Here is a 17,873-nt window from a genome sequence, read left to right on the forward strand (position 1 = left end):
TCAGATCACCCCTTCGCTATGAAAGGCATCGGCCAGCGCCAGAAAATTTCCCAATATTTTATGGCCATGATCAGAGGCAATGCTTTCAGGGTGAAATTGCACCCCATGAAGCGGTTGATCAACATGCTGCAAACCCATGATCAGGCCATCTTCGGAACGGGCGGTGATCGAAAGGCAGGAGGGCAGATCATCCTCAGACACGATCAGAGAATGATAGCGCGTGGCATTGAATGGCGAGGGCAGGTCCCTGAACACCCCCCGCCCATCATGGCTGATGGTGCTGACCTTGCCATGCATCACTTTGGGCGCCCGCTTCACGGTTCCACCAAAAACTTCGCCGATGGCCTGATGGCCCAAACACACGCCCAAAATGGGCAAGCGGCCCGCCGATTTTGCGATCAGATCCCTGGTGATCCCGGCATCACTTGGGGTCCCCGGTCCGGGTGAGATGATCACCCCATGGGGGCGCATTTCACGAAGCACAGCATCGACACTGATGGCATCATTGCGCACGACCTGAATATCGGCCCCCAATTCACCCAGATAATGGAATAAATTGAAGGTGAAGCTATCGTAATTATCGATCAGTAAATACATCAAGAACACGCTTATCCTGAAGTTGCATTATAAGCCCCATCGCTGGGCAGAGCCATCTGATGCCTGCCAAAAATCATGATCGGGTCGCCTTTTCGTAAGAAAGTGTTTATCAGTGTCCCTGCAAATGAACCAGCCCGAAGCGTCCTCATGATGCATTTCGGGAGATGAGGCGAGATGTGACGGCCAAAAATCAGCAAAAACAGCGTCAAAAGCAAAAGCCCGTCAAAACGGCCAGGATCGGAACCGGTTACAAAACATGGCTTGCGCGGGCGGGGCGGGGCCTTGGCCTGATCGGTACAGTGGCGATTTTTGGCGTTAGCCTTCTGGCTTTATGGCATCTTTCGGGGCTTTACTCATCGTCTGAAAGGGCAGAGCCCGATAAAAGCGCTGCGGTTACGGCCCTAAAAACTGCGCCGCCGCATATCTCAAAAAGCACATCCCTTGCCAATCCCGAGATCGAGGGGGCAAAGCCCCGGCCCCTGATTGCGCGAACGCCGCCGGGCTTACCGGCATGGCAGGCGAACGCCGCAGCTTATCCGAAAGCCACGGGCGGCTCCCTCCATCCAGCTATTGTTTTGGTGATCGATGATCTGGGGTTGGATAAAGCCGCGGGCAGGGCGGTGATTGCACTTCCTGGACCCTTGACCCTCGCCTTTTTGCCCTATGCCGATGATTTGCCCCAACAAACCGCCAGCGCCCGGGGGCGCGGCCATGAATTGCTGGTGCATATGCCGATGGAGCCGATGAGCGACAGCGCCGATCCCGGCCCCATGGCACTTTTAAGCGCATTGGATCAAGCGGCCATGCAAAGCCGGCTCGATTGGAATCTCAGCCGTTTTCAAGGCTATGTGGGGATCAATAATCATATGGGCAGCCGCCTCACCGCCGATGAAAAGGCCATGACCCTGATCATTGGTGATCTGAAAAAGCGGGGCTTGCTGTTTTTGGATTCGCGCACCACGGTGAAAACTGTGGCCAGCCGATTGGCGAAAGATCATGATGTACCCAGTCTATCGCGCGATGTGTTTCTTGATAATGATCGCAGCGCCCAAGCGGTGAAGGCCCGGCTAAAGGAAATGGAGCATATCGCCCTAGAAACCGGGCTGGCCATCGGGATTGGCCATCCCCATGATGAAACGATCAAGGCCATTGCCCAATGGCTGCCCGATGCCCAAAAGCGCGGCTTTGTGCTGCTGCCTTTGAGCGCCGCCATCATCCGCCAGCAATCGCTGTATCGCCATATGGCTGAAAGGCAGGATGGGGCGCGCTGAAGCCTTTCCCGGCTTCAATCCAGCCCAATCCTTAATCCAGTTTTGGCCCATGGCCGGGAAGCTGGGCAAAGCGCACCGCTTCTTCGGCAGCACGAAAAAGGGCTTTGGCTTTGTTTTCACATTCCTGATGTTCCATTTCCGGAACGCTATCGGCCACCAGACCGGCCCCGGCATGAACGTGCATAACGCCATCTTTCACCACCGCCGTGCGCAAAACGATGCAGGTATCCATGCTGCCATTGGCGGCAAAATAACCCACCGCCCCGGCATAAGGTCCTCGGCCTTCGCTTTCCAGTTCATCGATGATTTCCATGGCCCGGATTTTGGGGGCACCCGAAACGGTTCCGGCAGGAAAACCGGCTTCCAGAGCGGCCACGCTATCGAATTTTTCTTCATCAAGCCTGCCGGTCACATTCGAGACGATATGCATCACATGGGAATATTTCTCGACCAGATTGCGCTGGGTGACCTTCACCGTGCCGGGGATGGCGACCCGGCCCACATCATTGCGGCCCAGATCCAAAAGCATCAGATGTTCCGATAGCTCCTTGGGATCGGATAAAAGATCGGCCGCCAGAGCTTCGTCTTCTGCGGCATCCTTGCCCCGGGGGCGGGTTCCGGCGATTGGCCTGATGGTCACATCCCCATCGCGGGCGCGGACCAGAATTTCAGGCGACGAGCCTACCAGTGCGGCTTCCTCGAAATTCAGAAAATAAAGAAAAGGCGAGGGATTGAGCCGCCGCAGTGTGCGGTAAAGCGCAAAGGGCGGTAAGGTGAAGGGCACTGAAAAGCGCTGGGAGAGCACCACCTGAAAAATATCGCCTGCGGCCATATGCTCTTTGGCGCTGGCCACCATCTGGCGATAGCGATCAAGGCCGGTATGGCTGGTGATCTCGGCCTGCGCCGCGTTTTTGCTGCCGTTTTTCGCCCGGATCATCGGCAGGGGCTTTGATAGCGCTTCCTCTGCTGATTGCAGCCTTGAAAGCCCCGCATCATAGGCCGCATCGGCGCTGATTTCGGCATTCGGGCGCAAAGGGGTAACCAAAGTGATGCGATCGGTAACCTGATCGAAAATGGCCATCATGGTGGGGCGCAGAAACAGAGCCGTGGGCAGGCCATAGGGATCGGGATTGCCCGGACCCAGATCTTCCATCAGGCGCACCATATCATAGCCCATATAACCCACCAATCCCGCCGCCATAGGGGGGAGGTCCGAAGGCAGATCAATCAGCGATTCTTTTAGCAAACGGCGCAAGGCCGGCATAGCGGGCAGATCATCGGGCATAAAATGGGCGGGCTGGCCGGGGGTGATCTGCGCCCGTTCCGCCCGATTGCCATGGCAGCGCCAGATCAGATCCGGGGCGAATCCGATGATCGTATAGCGCCCGCGCACGGCCCCGCCTTCCACCGATTCCAGCAAGAAGCTGCCGGGCTGGCCGCCGGTGAGCTTCAGATAGGCAGAAACCGGCGTTTCCAGATCCGCCACCAGGCGGGTGGCCAGAACCTGGGCGATGCCACGATCATAAAGCAAGCGGGCATCATCGCGTGAAACCGTTTCGTCCGGCACCTAGAAACCACCCTGGGGGGTAAGAGCTGCTTGGGGATCAACGATTTGCTGGAACAGTTCGCTATTCACTTCAACCCCCAGATCGGCACGCAGGGCATTTTCATATTGCACCAGAGCATCATTTAAAAGTGCGGTGCCCAAATCCTGGATCAGGGCATCATAAGCCACAGGATCCTGTGCGGGATCACCGGGCTTTACCTCATCAAGCCTGACGATGACATAGCCATCGCCATTGGCAGTGCGTTCGACACTGATTTCACCAACATCCATCCGAAACATCAAACGCCCAACCACAGGGGCCACCTGCTGGCCCTGATCGACCCGCGACCGGATCACCCAATCGGATGAAGCAAGGCCGGCATCATTTTCTTTGGCCAGATCAGCCGCCGCCTTGCCAGCGCGAAGGGCGGTGGCAATGGTTTCTGCCTGCGCCCCGGCCTGTGCCAGCTTGCGTTCATTGATCAGCCGATTCAAAAGCTGGGTGCGAACATCTTCAAAAGGCCGTTGCTGGGGCGGGATTTCATCCACCACATCCACCAGCACAAAGCCGCCATCATCGCTCGGCTCAAGCAAAGCAGGCTCATCAATGGCCAGTTCCCAGCCTTTGGCCAGATGGCGCGCAACGGCCCCCTCAACCGCACCGCCCTCAGCCAATCGACCATCGCGTGACACGGTGGCTTCTGCATAGGTCAGCCCCAATTCATTGGCGATTTCCTTGAGCCCAACACCCCGGGCCAGCATGTCTTCGGCTTTGACCGAAATATCATAAACCGTTTCCAGCGCTTTTTCTTCGGCCAGATCCTGACGGAGTGTTGCGGCAACCTGATCAAGGGGGCGATCAAGGGGTGGGGTGATGGATCGCACCCGAAAGACATGCCAGCCGAAAACGCTTTGGGCGGGGGGGCTCAGCGCCCCTTCATCTGTGGCGAAAACGGCATCGGCCACCCGGGCATTATAATCGGTTTCCAGATCGGTGCGGCTGACATCGCCCAGGGTAATCTCATCAACGCTGAAATCGGTCATTTCTTTGACAAGGCTGGCGAAATCTTCCCCGCTTTCAATCCGGCGGACGAAGGTTTCCGCCTTTTCCTTTTCATCTACACCAAAAGAAACGATATCCACCGTGCGTAATTCAGGGATCTGAAATTGCGCCAAACGCTCTTCATAAGCGGTGGCCAGCTCTTCATCGGTGATGTTTTCTGGTTTGGCGACGGAAGCCGGTGAGATTTCCGCCACTGCGATGGCCCGATAAGGCGGGGTCATATAGCCGGATTTTTCCAGTTCATAAGCCGCCAGCAGTTCATCTTCCGAAGGGGCATCCACAGCGCCGATTTCACTGGCAAGAACGCTGAGAATGGTCGCCTTCCGCCCTTCATTGCGAAAGCGGAACAAAGGCTTGGCCAAAGCATCGGGAACCGGACGCCCCGCGACCAGCGTTTGGAGCATCTGCCGCCTGACAATATCTGTGCGCAGGGATGTTTCAAATTCAGCCGCCGTAAGCCCGGCACGGGCGATCTGATTTTCATAGGCCTGCCGATCGAATTTGCCATCAAACCCGGCAAAGGCCTCAACACCGCGCAAAATATCCACGACCTGACGATTGCTGCCGCGCAGGCCCAGATCGCGGGCATGGCTGACGAAAAGCTGTTCTGAAATGAGCTGCTGCAAAACCTGCTGGGGAATACCCAAACCCAAAGCCTGCTGACGATCAATCGGTTGGCCGATCTGGGATTCGATCTGACGCAGGCGCTGATTATAAGCCCGATCGAATTCCACGACATCAATTTCAGAATCCCCCACACTGGCAATCGTGCGGCCGCCGGTATTGGAAAACAGATCGGGAATCCCCCATAGGGCGAAGCTGGCAATCAAAAGACCCAAAAGGGCAAGAACCACAAATGATCCCAAGGTGCTGCGAATGGCGCTGAGCATGAATTTTATCTCGCTCTAGATGATAAAGGAGCCGCATGATCGAGGCATTGATTTGAGGCGCAGTGTAATGGCTGAAGCGTCAATTGCAAATATCGACCGTTCTTGGCGTTTTCTTATGGTGCTGATAGATATATCTGCAAGGATAATCTGTATCTTTTGGCCGATTTCCCGCTAAACATGCTGATCAATGGGGAAAAAGCCTGCCGATCGCAGCCTATCACGCAAGGAACCTTCTTATGTCTCAGCCAGCTATCAGGCCATTGGTTGCCGGAAACTGGAAAATGTTTGGTCTCAGGTCCGCGCTTGCTCAGATTGAACGCTTGCGCGCATTATTGGCCGCAAACCCACCCGGGGCAGACTGCGCCATCTGCCCGCCTTTCACCCTGATCGATGCCGCCATCAAAATCACCGCTGGCAGCGCAATCGCCATTGGGGCACAGGATTGCCATAGCGCGGATGAAGGAGCCCATACCGGCGATATTGCCGCCCCGATGCTGGCCGATCTGGGGGTGCGCCATGTGATTATTGGCCATTCAGAACGGCGCACGGATCATGGCGAGGGTGATTCTCTGGTTATGGCCAAGGCGTGCGCTGCCCATAAAGCGGGCCTATCGGCGATCATCTGTGTGGGGGAAACCCTTGCCCAGCGCGATGCCGGGGCGGCTCTTGATATTGTCATAAAGCAGCTTGAAGGATCGGTGCCTGCCAAAGCCAATGCCGCGAACAGCATCATTGCTTATGAACCGGTTTGGGCGATTGGCACCGGGCGCACGCCACAAACGGATGATATCGCCCAGATGCATCAGGCGATCCGATCCTATCTCACCAACCGCTTTGAAGATGGTGGATCAATGCGCATTTTATATGGGGGATCGGTGAAGCCCAAAAATGCGGGTGAATTGATGTCGGTGGCTCATGTCAATGGCGCTTTGGTCGGGGGGGCAAGCCTTGACAGCGGCGATTTCAATGCCATTCTCGATGCTTATCGGCGTTGAAAATAGCCGCTTTGCCTGGCGCCTTGCTATGGCTCGGCTTTTTGTTCATCGTCGGCGCTATAAACTTCTTGCTGGTCATTGTCGTTTGTCTGCGTTAGACAGGCGGCCAATGCGCCAACGGGGGTTCGCCCGGGATGGTGCGTTCCACATTTTATCTGCATGGTACTTATAAGATGCAAGTCGTTCTTCTTATTGTTCATCTGGCCATCGCCATTGCTCTGGTTGGTGTTATTCTTTTGCAGCGATCCGAAGGTGGCGGATTGGGCATGGGTGGCGGCCCCGGCGGTATGATGTCGGCGCGCGGTGCGGCTGATCTGCTGACCAAGACCACATCCATTCTGGCGGCTGGTTTTCTGATCACCAGCCTGACCTTGGCGATTCTTGCAGGCCAGGGTGAGGATAATCGTTCGGTTCTGGATGAAACCCCGGTCGAACAGCCGCAATCGGATACGCCCAGCGTTCCCGTACCGGAATAATTAACGTTTTTCGGTCCACGCCTTTTCCTGCTTGTTGTGGGCTTTTTTGTGTAAAGTCTGCTTTGGTGGGGATATTTTCATGATTGTCCTGAAATCCAGAACTGTTGCTTTGCCAATAGTCAACAATAGTGCGCGTTCATGACCCGTTTCATCTTCATCACCGGCGGCGTTGTCTCTTCCCTTGGAAAGGGCCTTTTATCGGCCGCTTTGGGAACCTTATTGCAGGCGCGTGGCTATTCCGTTCGCTTGCGCAAGCTTGATCCTTATCTCAATGTCGATCCGGGCACCATGAGCCCCTATCAGCATGGCGAGGTTTATGTCACCGATGATGGGGCGGAAACCGATCTTGATCTGGGGCATTATGAACGCTTTACCGGGGTGCCTTCGCGTTCCACCGATAATATCACCTCAGGCCGTGTGTATCAGGATATCCTGACCAAGGAACGCCGGGGCGATTATCTGGGCGGCACGGTTCAGGTGATCCCCCATGTTACCGATGCGATCAAGAATTTTGTGCTGGCTGAAACCGCTGGTATCGATTTTGTCTTATGTGAAATCGGGGGCACGGTAGGCGATATTGAAAGCCTGCCATTCATGGAAGCCATCCGCCAATTGGGCACCGAGCTGGAGCGTGGGCAATCGTGCTTCATCCATCTCACCCTTGTGCCTTTCATCAAAGCGGCGGGTGAACTGAAAACCAAGCCAACCCAGCATTCGGTAAAGGAATTGCGCGGGATCGGGATTTCGCCCGATGTGCTTGTATGCCGGGCCGAGCACCCCATTCCCCTCAGTGATCGCCACAAGATCGCTTTGTTTTGCAATGTCGCCAAATCGGCAGTCGTTCAGGCGCTTGATGTGTCATCGATCTATGAAGTGCCCATTGCGTATCATGCCGAAGGTCTTGATGACGAGGTGCTCAAGGTTTTTGGCATCCCCACCGATCCCCCCATCGATCTCAACGGCTGGAAAGAGATCGTGCACAATCTCAACCATCCCGAAGGCGAGGTGACCATCGCTATCGTCGGGAAATATACCGGCCTAAAAGATGCTTATAAATCTTTGGGAGAGGCGTTGATCCATGGCGGCATCGCCAATCATGTGCGGGTGCGGATCGAATGGATCGAGGCGGAAGTTTTTGAACAGCCCGATGCCATTCATCGCCTTGAGGATGTGCATGGCATTCTGGTGCCGGGCGGCTTTGGTCATCGCGGCACAGAAGGCAAAATTGCCGCCGCCCGCTTTGCCCGCGAACATAATGTGCCCTTTTTCGGCATCTGCCTGGGGATGCAGATGGCGGTGATCGAGGCCGCCCGCAATATGGCCGGGATCAAGGACGCCGGTTCAACCGAATTTGGCGAATGCAACGCCCCCATTGTGGGGTTGCTCACGGAATGGGCCACCGAAGCGGGCATTGAACTGCGCGATCAGGATACCGATCTGGGGGGCACTATGCGTTTGGGGGCCTATCCCGCCTTGTTAAAGCCCGGATCGCATGTGCATGAGATTTATGGGGCCGACCGTATCTCCGAACGGCACCGCCATCGTTATGAAGTGAATATTTCCTATCAACAGGATCTGGAAAAAGCGGGGCTGGTGTTTTCCGGAATCTCACCTGATAACAGCCTGCCTGAAATCGTCGAAATTCCCGGGCATCCTTGGTATATCGGCGTGCAATTCCACCCCGAATTGAAATCAAAACCTTTTGATCCGCATCCCCTTTTTGCCAGCTTCATCGGCGCTGCCTTAAAGCAGAGCCGATTGGTTTAAGCAGCCGAACGATACTCAAAATCCCGCATCCGGCATATCCAGAACCGTGGTATCGAGCGACGCCAGAAACGCTGCCTGCGGCCCGGTTTTGGGCAATTCATGATGGAAGAAATAGCGCGCCGTCATCAGCTTTCCGGCATAAAAGGCCCGTTCATCACCCGATGCCTGCTCAATCGCCGCAGCAGCACTGGTGGCTTGGCGCAGCCACATCCAGGCCATCACGATATGGCCGGTCATCAGCAGATAATCATGGGAATTGGCCAGAAAGCTTTCGGTCTTGCCCTCGCGGGCGGCACCTACCAGCTTCATCGTCACCCGCGACATCAAATCAACAGCGCCCTGCATGGCGGCAACAAACTCTTCCAATGCCGGATATTTTGCTGCCGCGCCAATGGCCTCTCCCATGCGTTCCATCACCATATGGAATGCGCGGCCCTGATCGGCCATCACCTTGCGCCCCAAAAGATCAAGACTTTGGATGCCATTGGTGCCTTCATGAATAGGATTGAGGCGATTATCGCGATAAAGGCGTTCCAGCGGATAATCGCGGGTATAGCCATAGCCCCCTAAAATCTGCATCCCCAGCTTATTGGCTTCAAGGCAGAATTCCGATGGCCAGGCCTTGGCCAGCGGCGTCAGAAAATCGAGCAAAAGCAACAGGTCGACTTTTTCCTTAGGGTCATCGCTTTGCTGCGCATGATCCAAAAGATGCGCGCAATAAAGGCACAGGGAAAGGCCACCCTCGACATAGGATTTCTGGGCCAGCAGCATATGCCGCACATCGGCATGGGCAATGATCGGCACCTGCGGGGCTTCGGGGTCTTTGGCATCAACCGGGCGCCCCTGGGGCCTTTGGCGCGCATAATCAAGGGAATAAAGATAGCCCGCGTAACCCATCATGGTGGCCCCAAGTCCCACGCCGATGCGGGCTTCATTCATCATATGAAACATCGTGCCAAGCCCATGATGGGGCTTCCCCACCAAAAAGCCCTGACAGGCACCGGATTCGCCAAAATTGAGCAGGCAATTGGTGGTACCACGATAGCCCATTTTGTGATTGAGCCCGGCCAAAGCCACATCATTGGAACCAAGGGTTTGACCCTGTTCATCCAGCCGATATTTGGGCACGATGAACAGCGAAATGCCCTTCACCCCGGCGGGGCCACCGGGGATTTTTGCCAGGACCAGATGGATGATATTCTCGCTCAGATCATGATCGCCCCCCGATATCCACATTTTCGTGCCGCTGATCTGATAGCTGCCATCCGCATTGGCCACGGCTTTGGTGCGGATATCGCCCAAAGAAGATCCTGCCTGCGGCTCTGAAAGGCACATGGTGCCAAAAAATCGGCCCTCCAGCATGGGTTTTAAAAAACGTTCCTTTTGCCATGAATCGCCATGCGCCGTCAGCAGATTGGCCGCCGCGATGGTCAGAAAGGGATAGGCCGTGGTGGCGGCATTGGCCCCTGTAAAAATGGCCGCCACAGCCTGGCTGATGCATAAAGGCAATTGCATCCCGCCTTCATCTTCATCCCGATGCGCCAGATGAAAGCCGCCTTCAAGATAAGCGCTCATCGCCTCTTTCACTTCGGGGATCAGGCTGACCTTATCGCCATCGAATTGCGGCTCTTGTTCATCGGATTTATGGGCGTGATTGGCAAATTTATCGATGGCCAGCTTTTCCGCCGCATCGATCACCGCTTCATAGGTGGCCCGATCATGATCCTTGAACCGGGGATAGTGGCTAAGCTTTTCAACATCGAGCATTTCATAAAGCTGAAACGCCAGATCCCGGCGATTGATGATGCGGTCCATAAACGACTCCTAAGCTGATATTCTGTCCATTTTATAGAGATGGAACAGAAAAGACATAGCTGATCAAATGGGGGGTTCTGCTGAGGATGGGAAAGGGTGGACTCCGGGTCTCTGCCCGGGGTGACGAAATTTATATGGCGTATCATAAACTTACGTCATCCCGGACGCGGGGCAGCCCGAAGGGATGCGCCGCAGAGCCGGGATCCACGCTTCGGCACGCTCAGCCCTTCACGAGATGGACCCCGGGTCTCCACCCGGGGTGACGGAATAAAAAGCAAAAATAAGATTTTACTGAATTTTCTTTAGAGACTGAGCGAGAAGGACATAAAGCTTGCCCATATCCGATGAAATCAGGGTCACCGACATGGCGCTATGGCGATCGCGTGTTGAAATCTGTTCCATCAGGGCTTCAAAATCACGGAAGAATTTCAATACGGTATCGCGAAATTCACGATCATTTTCAAACATCTGGGTGATGCGTTGGCGGGTTTTCCGATCCGCCATGCGCACCGCCCGGCGCGAAAAGATGGAGCGATCACCGGACAGATAGCGCTGCCACACCTCATCGGGCACATCATCATCAAGAATTTTATCGATATCCACCGAAGCCGAATGCAGGCTATCCACCAGAAGCGACGATGTTCTGACAAATTCATCGCTGGAGGCGGCCAGCAGGCGGCGCTCCACCTCCTCGGATTTACTGAGAAAGCTGTTGGCTTTATGGATCAGCTTATCGGTTTGTTCCGCCAGCCTTTTGGCCATGCGTTCGCTTTCTTCGCCGGCATCATTGGCCGCCTGCCGCAGATGCATAACGGTTTCATTCATCGACTTTGACACCCGGTGTTCCATATCCGCAACACCCTGATCAAACAGGCTATTGAGGCTTTCCATCGAGGCCCCGACATCTTCCAGGCTGCGGCTGATGCTTTCCGACAGATTGCGCTCGAAGCTTTCCGATGAGTCTTTGGCGCTGGTTTCAGCGCGTGCGGCAAGAACAATGATCTGTTCGGCAGCATGGGAAAAGCGCTGGGCGATTTCATCGAGACGATTGCCGGTATCATCGCCAGCCTCGCGGAGGAGGGCGGCTTTATCGGTGACGATCTGGGCAATATCCTGCAAGCGGCTGGCGGCTTCGCTGGTATCGTCCAGCACCCGCTTGCGCTCGCCACCAAAAGCCGTGGCCGCCTGGCCCAGGGATTGGGATGACCGTTCCAGAACATCCATCAGCCCTTCACCCTCATTTTTCAATTGCCGGATAGTGCTTTCCAGGGCATTGGCGGTCTGGTTGCTGCGATCCTTGAGCTGTTCGATTTCATCGCCCAGGCCCTGGCTGCTTTCCTTCAGGCGGGCGGATGTGCTTTCAGCTTGCTGGCTCAGGCTTTCAGACTGTTTGCGGAATTGTTCTGCGGCATCGAGAACAGTGCTGCTGCTGGCTTTTGAAGCTTCGGCCAAAGCGCCGCGCTCATGCTCCAGCTTTTGGGTGACATCATCAACACGACGCCGCATATCCTCCAGAACCTGACCGAGATTGACAGAGCGTTCATCCATACGCTCCCCGGCTTCACCCATATTGCGCGCCGCATCGCCCGCCGCCGAGGCGACCATTTCCGCCTGATCAGCCAGCATGGTGGCAAGCCGGCTCAATTCCTCGACACTGCGGGTGGCGCGATTTTCCACGGCGCCGGCTTCCTGATCGAAGCTGGATTTGAGATGATCCAGCCTTTCAGCGATCCGGGTGCCCGCCTGATCGGCCCTTTGATCGAATTGATTAAGCTCATCAGCAAAGCCGGAGAGCATCGTTTTCACCCGTGAAAGGGTATCTTCTGCCTGTTTCTGGGTTAAAAGATCAGCTTCATGGGCCTGATCGGCGAGATCTTGCGACAAAGCTTTGAAATTATCCCGGGCCTGATCGATGCTGGCGGTGATCACGGCTTTGATTTCAGCCGCCTGTTTTTCAATCAGATGCGCCGCTTCTTCGGTTTTCCCTATGGCCTGCTCGGCGCGGTCTGAAAGCAGATCGCTGTTCTTATTCAGGGCTTCGGATACACGCTGAGCATCGGTTTCTGAGGATTGCGCCAGAAAAGCCAGGCGACCATGGCGTTCCTCCAAGGCTTCGGACAAGGTGCCATCGAGCTTATCCAAGCCTTCCATGCGCTGATGCAAACGGTCGAGCTGCTGATCCATGGCTTCGCTGATCGCGCTCATTCGGGTTTCAAGGCTTAAAGACAGCCCATCGATGGCCTGAAGGCGACGCGACAGCCCCTGTTCTGATGCGGCGATCTGCTCAACGCTGTGATCCGCCGCCCGGATGATATCTTCAGCCCGGGCATCCAGTCGCTTTGACACCTCGTTGATATCTTCATCGGCATGGGTCGTGGCCATGGAAATGCGCTCGGCAAAACGATCCGCCAGATCCGATGCGCCCGATAGTCTGCGGCCAATCAGCTCTTCGATTTCAAGAAGGGCATCGCGTTCACGCTGCAGGGCATTCTGGATGGTGGCCGATTTGGCTTCGGCATCGGCGGTCACCGAAAATAGGTCCGCCACTTCCTTTTTGAAACGCGCTTCAAGGCTATCGATTCGGCTGGCGGCCAGATCAACAGCGGCTTCCACATGATCCATATCATGACGAATTTTGCCAACAAGCTGATCCAGACGCTTTTCGGCATGTTCGATGGGGGCGAGCGCGCGATCAAGATTGCGCGCAATATTCAGGCGATGTTCCAGCAGGGGATCGGTTCGTTGAAACACCAGCGTGATCAGCCACACCACGGCCAAGGGCGAGAATACGCCCCCCACAAGTGCTGAAATGGCCGCTATATCCAAAGGCGCATCGGCCAGAAAATATCCCTTATCCCAGGCAAGAAAAGCCGCCAAACCCAGCCATATCAGGCTAAAAGCCGAAGCCAGCAGAAAAGACCAAAGCCGCCGCACCCGCGAAATCGAGGGGGTCATGTCCTTCAAAGGAGCCGCTGTTTCTCGGCCTGACACAGACCCTTGATCAGTGGCCTGATCTTCGGATTGGGCCTCTTGCGGCGGCGGTGGCTGGAAATCCAGTTTGGCGTTCATATCATATCCCGATGGGGCTTGTGCCACGCTTGCTCAATGGGTCATTGAAGGTGCATGATGCCCGAATTGACCTTCATCATGATTTAAATTCTTTTCGCATTCTGGAAAGCCATTCCATGTCTTCTCTTCAACCAAATGGGGATGATCCCATTGATCTTGCCCATCTTGACAATTTTACATCCGGTGACAAGACCTTGCAGTCGGATGTTTTAAAACTCTTTCTTGATCATGTGCCCGCCTATCTTGATCAGCTTGATGATACGACATCCGATCAAAGGAAGGAACAGCTTCACAGATTAAAGGGAACGGCGCGATCCGTGGGGGCCTGGCCACTGGCAAAGCTGGCGGAAAAGGCCGAGCAGGCGGATTTTGACGAGCAGCTTCCTCTGATCCGGGCCATGCGCGAGGAATTTGCGCGGCTGAAGGCCTTTCTGCCTTAGGATCAGAACCCGGGGCATTTCTGTGTAATATTATTGAAAAATTTACGTTATTCAGCCTTACATAGGCTTTGCGGAACTGTCTTCGGGTGGGTCGAGGCTTCAATGGCTGATTATGATTTTGAAAAACTATGTGTTCTTGTTGTTGAGGACAGCCTTTTCATCAGGTCCCTTTTAATCAATTCACTGCGAATATTGGGGGTGGGAAAGGTTTTTGCCGTTGATCATGGGGGCGAGGCCATTCATTTCCTGAAAAAGGTAAAAGAAGATCCCATGGCTGCGGGCACGCAGGAAGTGGATATCGTGATTTCAAATTGGCAGATGTCGCCGGTGGATGGCATGATTTTACTGCGCTGGGCGCGCCGCCATAAGGAAAGCCCGGATCGCTTCATTCCGTTCATTCTGATTACCGGCTATTCCGAACCCAAAAGGGTGCATGAAGCCCGCGATATGGGGGTCACTGAATTTCTGGCCAAACCTTTTACCATCCATGCCATTGGTAATAAATTGATTTCGATCATCGAACGGCAGCGGCAATTCGTTCATACGCGCTCTTATTTCGGGCCCGACAGGCGGCGGCGCACGGTTGAAATTCCTTTTGAAGATCGGCGGCATCTGACCGATAAAAGCCCCGGTGTGGAGATAGTGCGTGGCTGATCCCAATGAAAAAAAAGCGCCCACAATCGTCCGCTTTTACCGCTTTCGCAATCGGTTGAAGGAAAAAACCCATGGCTTGGCCGGTGGCAAGGGGGGGATTTCCGCTGAGGCTTTGGAAGCGGCTGAAAAAGCCCTTGAATCCATGGCCGAGGATTATCCCGATTGGGTATCGGGTTTGATCACCAAATTGGCCGAACAGCATGGCCGCTGTGTGGATACCCCCGAAGATCGCCGCGATCATTTCGAGGAAATCAATCGGATCGCCCATGATATGAAGGGGCAGGGTGGTACCTTCGGCTTTCCCCTGATCACTGATTTTGCCGATTCCCTTTATAATTTCACCACAATTCGCAATGATATTAATGATCGCATGGTGGAATTGGTGAAAGCCCATATCGATGCCATGCGGGCGGTGATCAAAGGTCGGATCAAAGGTGATGGCGGGGAGATGGGCCAACAGCTTTCGGCCACATTGCAAAAAGCCATCGAATCCTACAAAAAAGGCGATTGAGTCCGAAAGGCCTATTTCGCGCGGTTTTTTATCTGCTTGCCTTGTCAGTCGATGGTCATGGGCCTAAAAGTCAGGGGCTTGGTTCCTTTGGCCTATGAGTGTATTTCATGATGTCATCCGATCAGATTCCTGCCGAAAACGAAACCCGCCCAACGATTTATCTGAAGGATTATCAGCCCCCGGCCTTCAGGATCGAGCGGGTTGATCTGGATTTCGATCTGCAAGAAGAGGGCACCCGGGTCACATGCCGCATGGTTTTGCAGAAATTGGCGGCAGATCAGGATGATCTGGTGCTGGATGGCGATGCCGGATTGAAGCTGTTATCCATCACCCTTGATGGGCAGCCTGTGGCCGCAGATCGCCTGCACCGGCAGGATGAAACCCTGCGCATCAAGGCGGTGCCCGATCATTTCACCCTTGAAACAGTGGTTGAGATCGAACCGCAAAAAAATGACCGTCTTGAAGGGCTTTATCGCTCAGGCGGGCAATTTTGCACCCAATGCGAGGCTGAGGGCTTCCGCAATATCACATTTTTTCTCGACCGCCCGGATGTGATGAGCATTTATCATGTACGCATCACAGCCGATAAAGCCCTTTATCCCGTGCTGCTTTCCAATGGCAATCTTGTGGAAACTGGCGATCTGGCCAATGGCCGCCATTTTGCCCTGTGGCATGATCCTTTTCAAAAGCCGAGCTATTTATTTGCCTTGGTGGCTGGGGATCTGGATTGCCTCAAGGATCATTTCACCACCCGATCGGGCCGTGATGTCAGCCTTAATATCTATGCCCGTGCCCATGATCTGCCCAAATGCCGACATGCCATGGAAAGCCTGAAGCGGGCCATGCGCTGGGATGAAGAGGTTTATGGCCTGGAATATGATCTTTCCATCTTTAATATCGTTGCGGTATCCGATTTCAATATGGGGGCCATGGAAAATAAAAGCCTCAACATTTTCAATACAAAATATGTTCTGGCCGATCCTGAAATCTCAACCGATGATGATTTTGATCATGTGGAAGGGGTGATTGCCCATGAATATTTCCATAATTGGACTGGCAACCGCATCACCTGTCGGGATTGGTTTCAGCTTTCTTTGAAAGAAGGGCTGACCGTTTTTCGTGATCAGGAATATTCATCCGATCAGGGCAGCCGCGCTATCAAGCGCATCCAGGATGTGCGGATTCTGCGCGCGCATCAGTTCGCGGAAGATGATGGCCCGATGGCGCATCCCGTGCGCCCCGAAAGCTATATGGAGATCAATAACTTCTATACTGTGACCGTCTATAATAAAGGGGCGGAGCTGATCCGCATGATGCACCGAATTCTAGGGGCGGATGGCTTTCACCGTGGGATGGATATTTATGTTCAGCGCCATGATGGGCAGGCTGTAACCTGCGATGATTTTGTTGCCGCCATGGAAGATGCCAATGGGGCAGATCTGTCGCATTTTGCTTTATGGTATAGCCAAGCCGGCACGCCGCATCTTGATGTGCGCGAAGATTGGGATGATAAAACAAAGATATATAGCCTTTATTTCAAGCAATATATCAATCCAACACCGGGCCAGAGCACAAAGGCTGCACTGCATATTCCCATTTTGATGGGGTTGATTGGCCCCAATGGTGGGGAGATGGCGGCCCGATTGATCGAAGGCGATGCGGACCAAACGGAGAAGGGTTGGCTTTTGCATGTGAAGGAAGCTGAGGCGGTGTATCGCTTCACTGATCTGGCAGCAAAGCCGGTGCCCAGCCTTTTGCGGCAATTCAGTGCTCCAGTGCAGCTTTCTTCGCCCGTGGATGATGGGCAAAAGCATTTTCTGGTTCGCCATGATCAGGATGAATTTTCCCGTTGGGAAGCCTGTCAGGATCTGATGATTGATGCCATTTTGAAAGGCGTATCGGCGATTTCGCTGCAAAAGCCGATGCCCGATGTCTCTGAACTGATCGAAAGCTGCGCGGCTCTCCTGAAGGATGCAGATCGCGATCCGGCTTTTACCGCAGAAATCCTGACTATGCCGAGCGAGGCTTATATCGGCCAGAAGATGACGCCGGTGGCGGTGGATGCGATCCACGAAGCGCACCAATATCTGAAAAAGGCATTGGCGGATGGTTTGGCAAGCCAATGGCGGGACCTTTATGCTCGATTGGCGAATAAAGGGCCTTATGAATTAACAGCCGAACACAAAGCCCGCCGGGCTTTACGCTCTGTGGCCCTTCTATATCTTTGCTTTGGCGGCGATAGCGATCCGGCTTTAAAGCATTATCAAACAGCCGATAATATGACCGATAGGCTGGCAGCCTTGCGGATCCTATCCCATAGCGATGATGATGATCTGCGCGAGCGGATTTTTGCCGATTTCTATAACAGATTGGCGCATGAGCCCCTTGCCATTGATAAATGGTTTGCCATGCAGGCTTTATCTTTGCGGCCGGATTGTCTGGATCGGGTGAAATCGCTTTTGCGCCATGATGCCTTTTCTTTACGTAATCCCAATCGCCTGCGGGCCCTGGTCGGCAGTTTTGCTGCGGGAAATCAGCTCCGTTTTCATGATATCAGCGGCGAAGGTTATCGCTTTTTAGGAAAAATCGTGGGCGAAGTGGATCGGTTTAATCCGCAAACGGCGGCGCGCCTGATCCTGCCTTTATCAACCCATAAGCGGTTCGATCCCGAAAGATCGGCGATGATGACATCTGTTTTGCGTGGTCTGGCAGCCAATAAAGATCTGTCGCGCGATGTCTATGAAATCCTCACAAAATCGATTTCCGAAGAATAGGAGCA

Annotated in this window: 13 protein-coding genes; 8 read left to right on the plus strand and 5 right to left on the minus strand. The window is 54.3% G+C overall.

The annotated features are described in order from the left end of the window. Nucleotides 1–597 (minus strand): anthranilate synthase component II, encoded by a 597-nt coding sequence (locus AQ1_RS03420; protein ID WP_042084262.1) that lies wholly within the window; start codon nucleotides 595–597, stop codon nucleotides 1–3. A 176-nt stretch (nucleotides 598–773) separates the two neighbouring features. Between AQ1_RS03420 and AQ1_RS03425 the strand changes: the two genes are divergently transcribed. Next, nucleotides 774–1,868: a divergent polysaccharide deacetylase family protein gene (locus AQ1_RS03425; protein ID WP_161760398.1), complete on the plus strand. Its 1,095-nt coding sequence runs from the start codon at nucleotides 774–776 to the stop codon at nucleotides 1,866–1,868. 31 nt (nucleotides 1,869–1,899) lie between these two features. On the opposite strand, the gene trpE is transcribed toward AQ1_RS03425, so the two are convergent. Beyond that, nucleotides 1,900–3,435, minus strand: coding sequence for an anthranilate synthase component I (gene trpE, locus AQ1_RS03430; protein ID WP_042084263.1), 1,536 nt, complete (start codon nucleotides 3,433–3,435; stop codon nucleotides 1,900–1,902). Next, nucleotides 3,436–5,367: a SurA N-terminal domain-containing protein gene (locus AQ1_RS03435; RefSeq protein ID WP_042084265.1), complete on the minus strand. Its 1,932-nt coding sequence runs from the start codon at nucleotides 5,365–5,367 to the stop codon at nucleotides 3,436–3,438. A 236-nt stretch (nucleotides 5,368–5,603) separates the two neighbouring features. On the opposite strand from AQ1_RS03435, the gene tpiA reads away from it, so the two are divergent. The 3 genes from tpiA to AQ1_RS03450 all read left to right on the plus strand — a co-directional run bounded on the left by tpiA (nucleotide 5,604) and on the right by AQ1_RS03450 (nucleotide 8,605). Beyond that, nucleotides 5,604–6,362, plus strand: coding sequence for a triose-phosphate isomerase (gene tpiA, locus AQ1_RS03440; protein ID WP_042084269.1), 759 nt, complete (start codon nucleotides 5,604–5,606; stop codon nucleotides 6,360–6,362). 173 nt (nucleotides 6,363–6,535) lie between these two features. Beyond that, nucleotides 6,536–6,838, plus strand: coding sequence for a preprotein translocase subunit SecG (gene secG / locus AQ1_RS03445; protein WP_042084562.1), 303 nt, complete (start codon nucleotides 6,536–6,538; stop codon nucleotides 6,836–6,838). Between the two features lie 138 nt (nucleotides 6,839–6,976). Then, nucleotides 6,977–8,605: a CTP synthase gene (locus AQ1_RS03450; RefSeq protein WP_042084272.1), complete on the plus strand. Its 1,629-nt coding sequence runs from the start codon at nucleotides 6,977–6,979 to the stop codon at nucleotides 8,603–8,605. Between the two features lie 15 nt (nucleotides 8,606–8,620). On the opposite strand, the gene AQ1_RS03455 is transcribed toward AQ1_RS03450, so the two are convergent. Beyond that, nucleotides 8,621–10,420 (minus strand): acyl-CoA dehydrogenase, encoded by a 1,800-nt coding sequence (locus tag AQ1_RS03455; RefSeq protein ID WP_042084275.1) that lies wholly within the window; start codon nucleotides 10,418–10,420, stop codon nucleotides 8,621–8,623. A gap of 288 nt (nucleotides 10,421–10,708) precedes the next feature. Further along, a complete protein-coding gene (locus AQ1_RS03460; RefSeq protein WP_042084277.1) occupies nucleotides 10,709–13,489 on the minus strand; it encodes a hypothetical protein in 2,781 nt (926 codons plus the stop codon). Nucleotides 13,490–13,605: 116 nt separating this feature from the next. Here AQ1_RS03460 and AQ1_RS14385 point away from each other — a divergent pair, with 116 nt between their 5' ends. The 4 genes from AQ1_RS14385 (at nucleotide 13,606) to pepN (ending at nucleotide 17,868) form a co-directional block, all read left to right on the plus strand. After that, on the plus strand, nucleotides 13,606–13,929 hold the full coding sequence (locus AQ1_RS14385; RefSeq protein WP_161760400.1) for an Hpt domain-containing protein: 324 nt from the start codon (nucleotides 13,606–13,608) through the stop codon (nucleotides 13,927–13,929). Between the two features lie 102 nt (nucleotides 13,930–14,031). Continuing rightward, nucleotides 14,032–14,583, plus strand: a complete 552-nt coding sequence (locus tag AQ1_RS03470) for a response regulator (protein ID WP_042084281.1) — start codon at nucleotides 14,032–14,034, stop codon at nucleotides 14,581–14,583. Then, nucleotides 14,576–15,094, plus strand: a complete 519-nt coding sequence (locus AQ1_RS03475) for an Hpt domain-containing protein (RefSeq protein WP_052370871.1) — start codon at nucleotides 14,576–14,578, stop codon at nucleotides 15,092–15,094. The genes AQ1_RS03470 and AQ1_RS03475 overlap by 8 nt, the downstream gene beginning before the upstream one ends. Before the next feature lie 107 nt (nucleotides 15,095–15,201). Continuing rightward, a complete protein-coding gene (gene pepN / locus AQ1_RS03480; protein ID WP_313978761.1) occupies nucleotides 15,202–17,868 on the plus strand; it encodes an aminopeptidase N in 2,667 nt (888 codons plus the stop codon). Nucleotides 17,869–17,873 lie beyond the last annotated feature (5 nt).

This window comes from Iodidimonas nitroreducens (assembly GCA_000710935.1).
GTDB classification, from domain to species: domain Bacteria; phylum Pseudomonadota; class Alphaproteobacteria; order Sphingomonadales; family Rhodothalassiaceae; genus Iodidimonas; species Iodidimonas nitroreducens.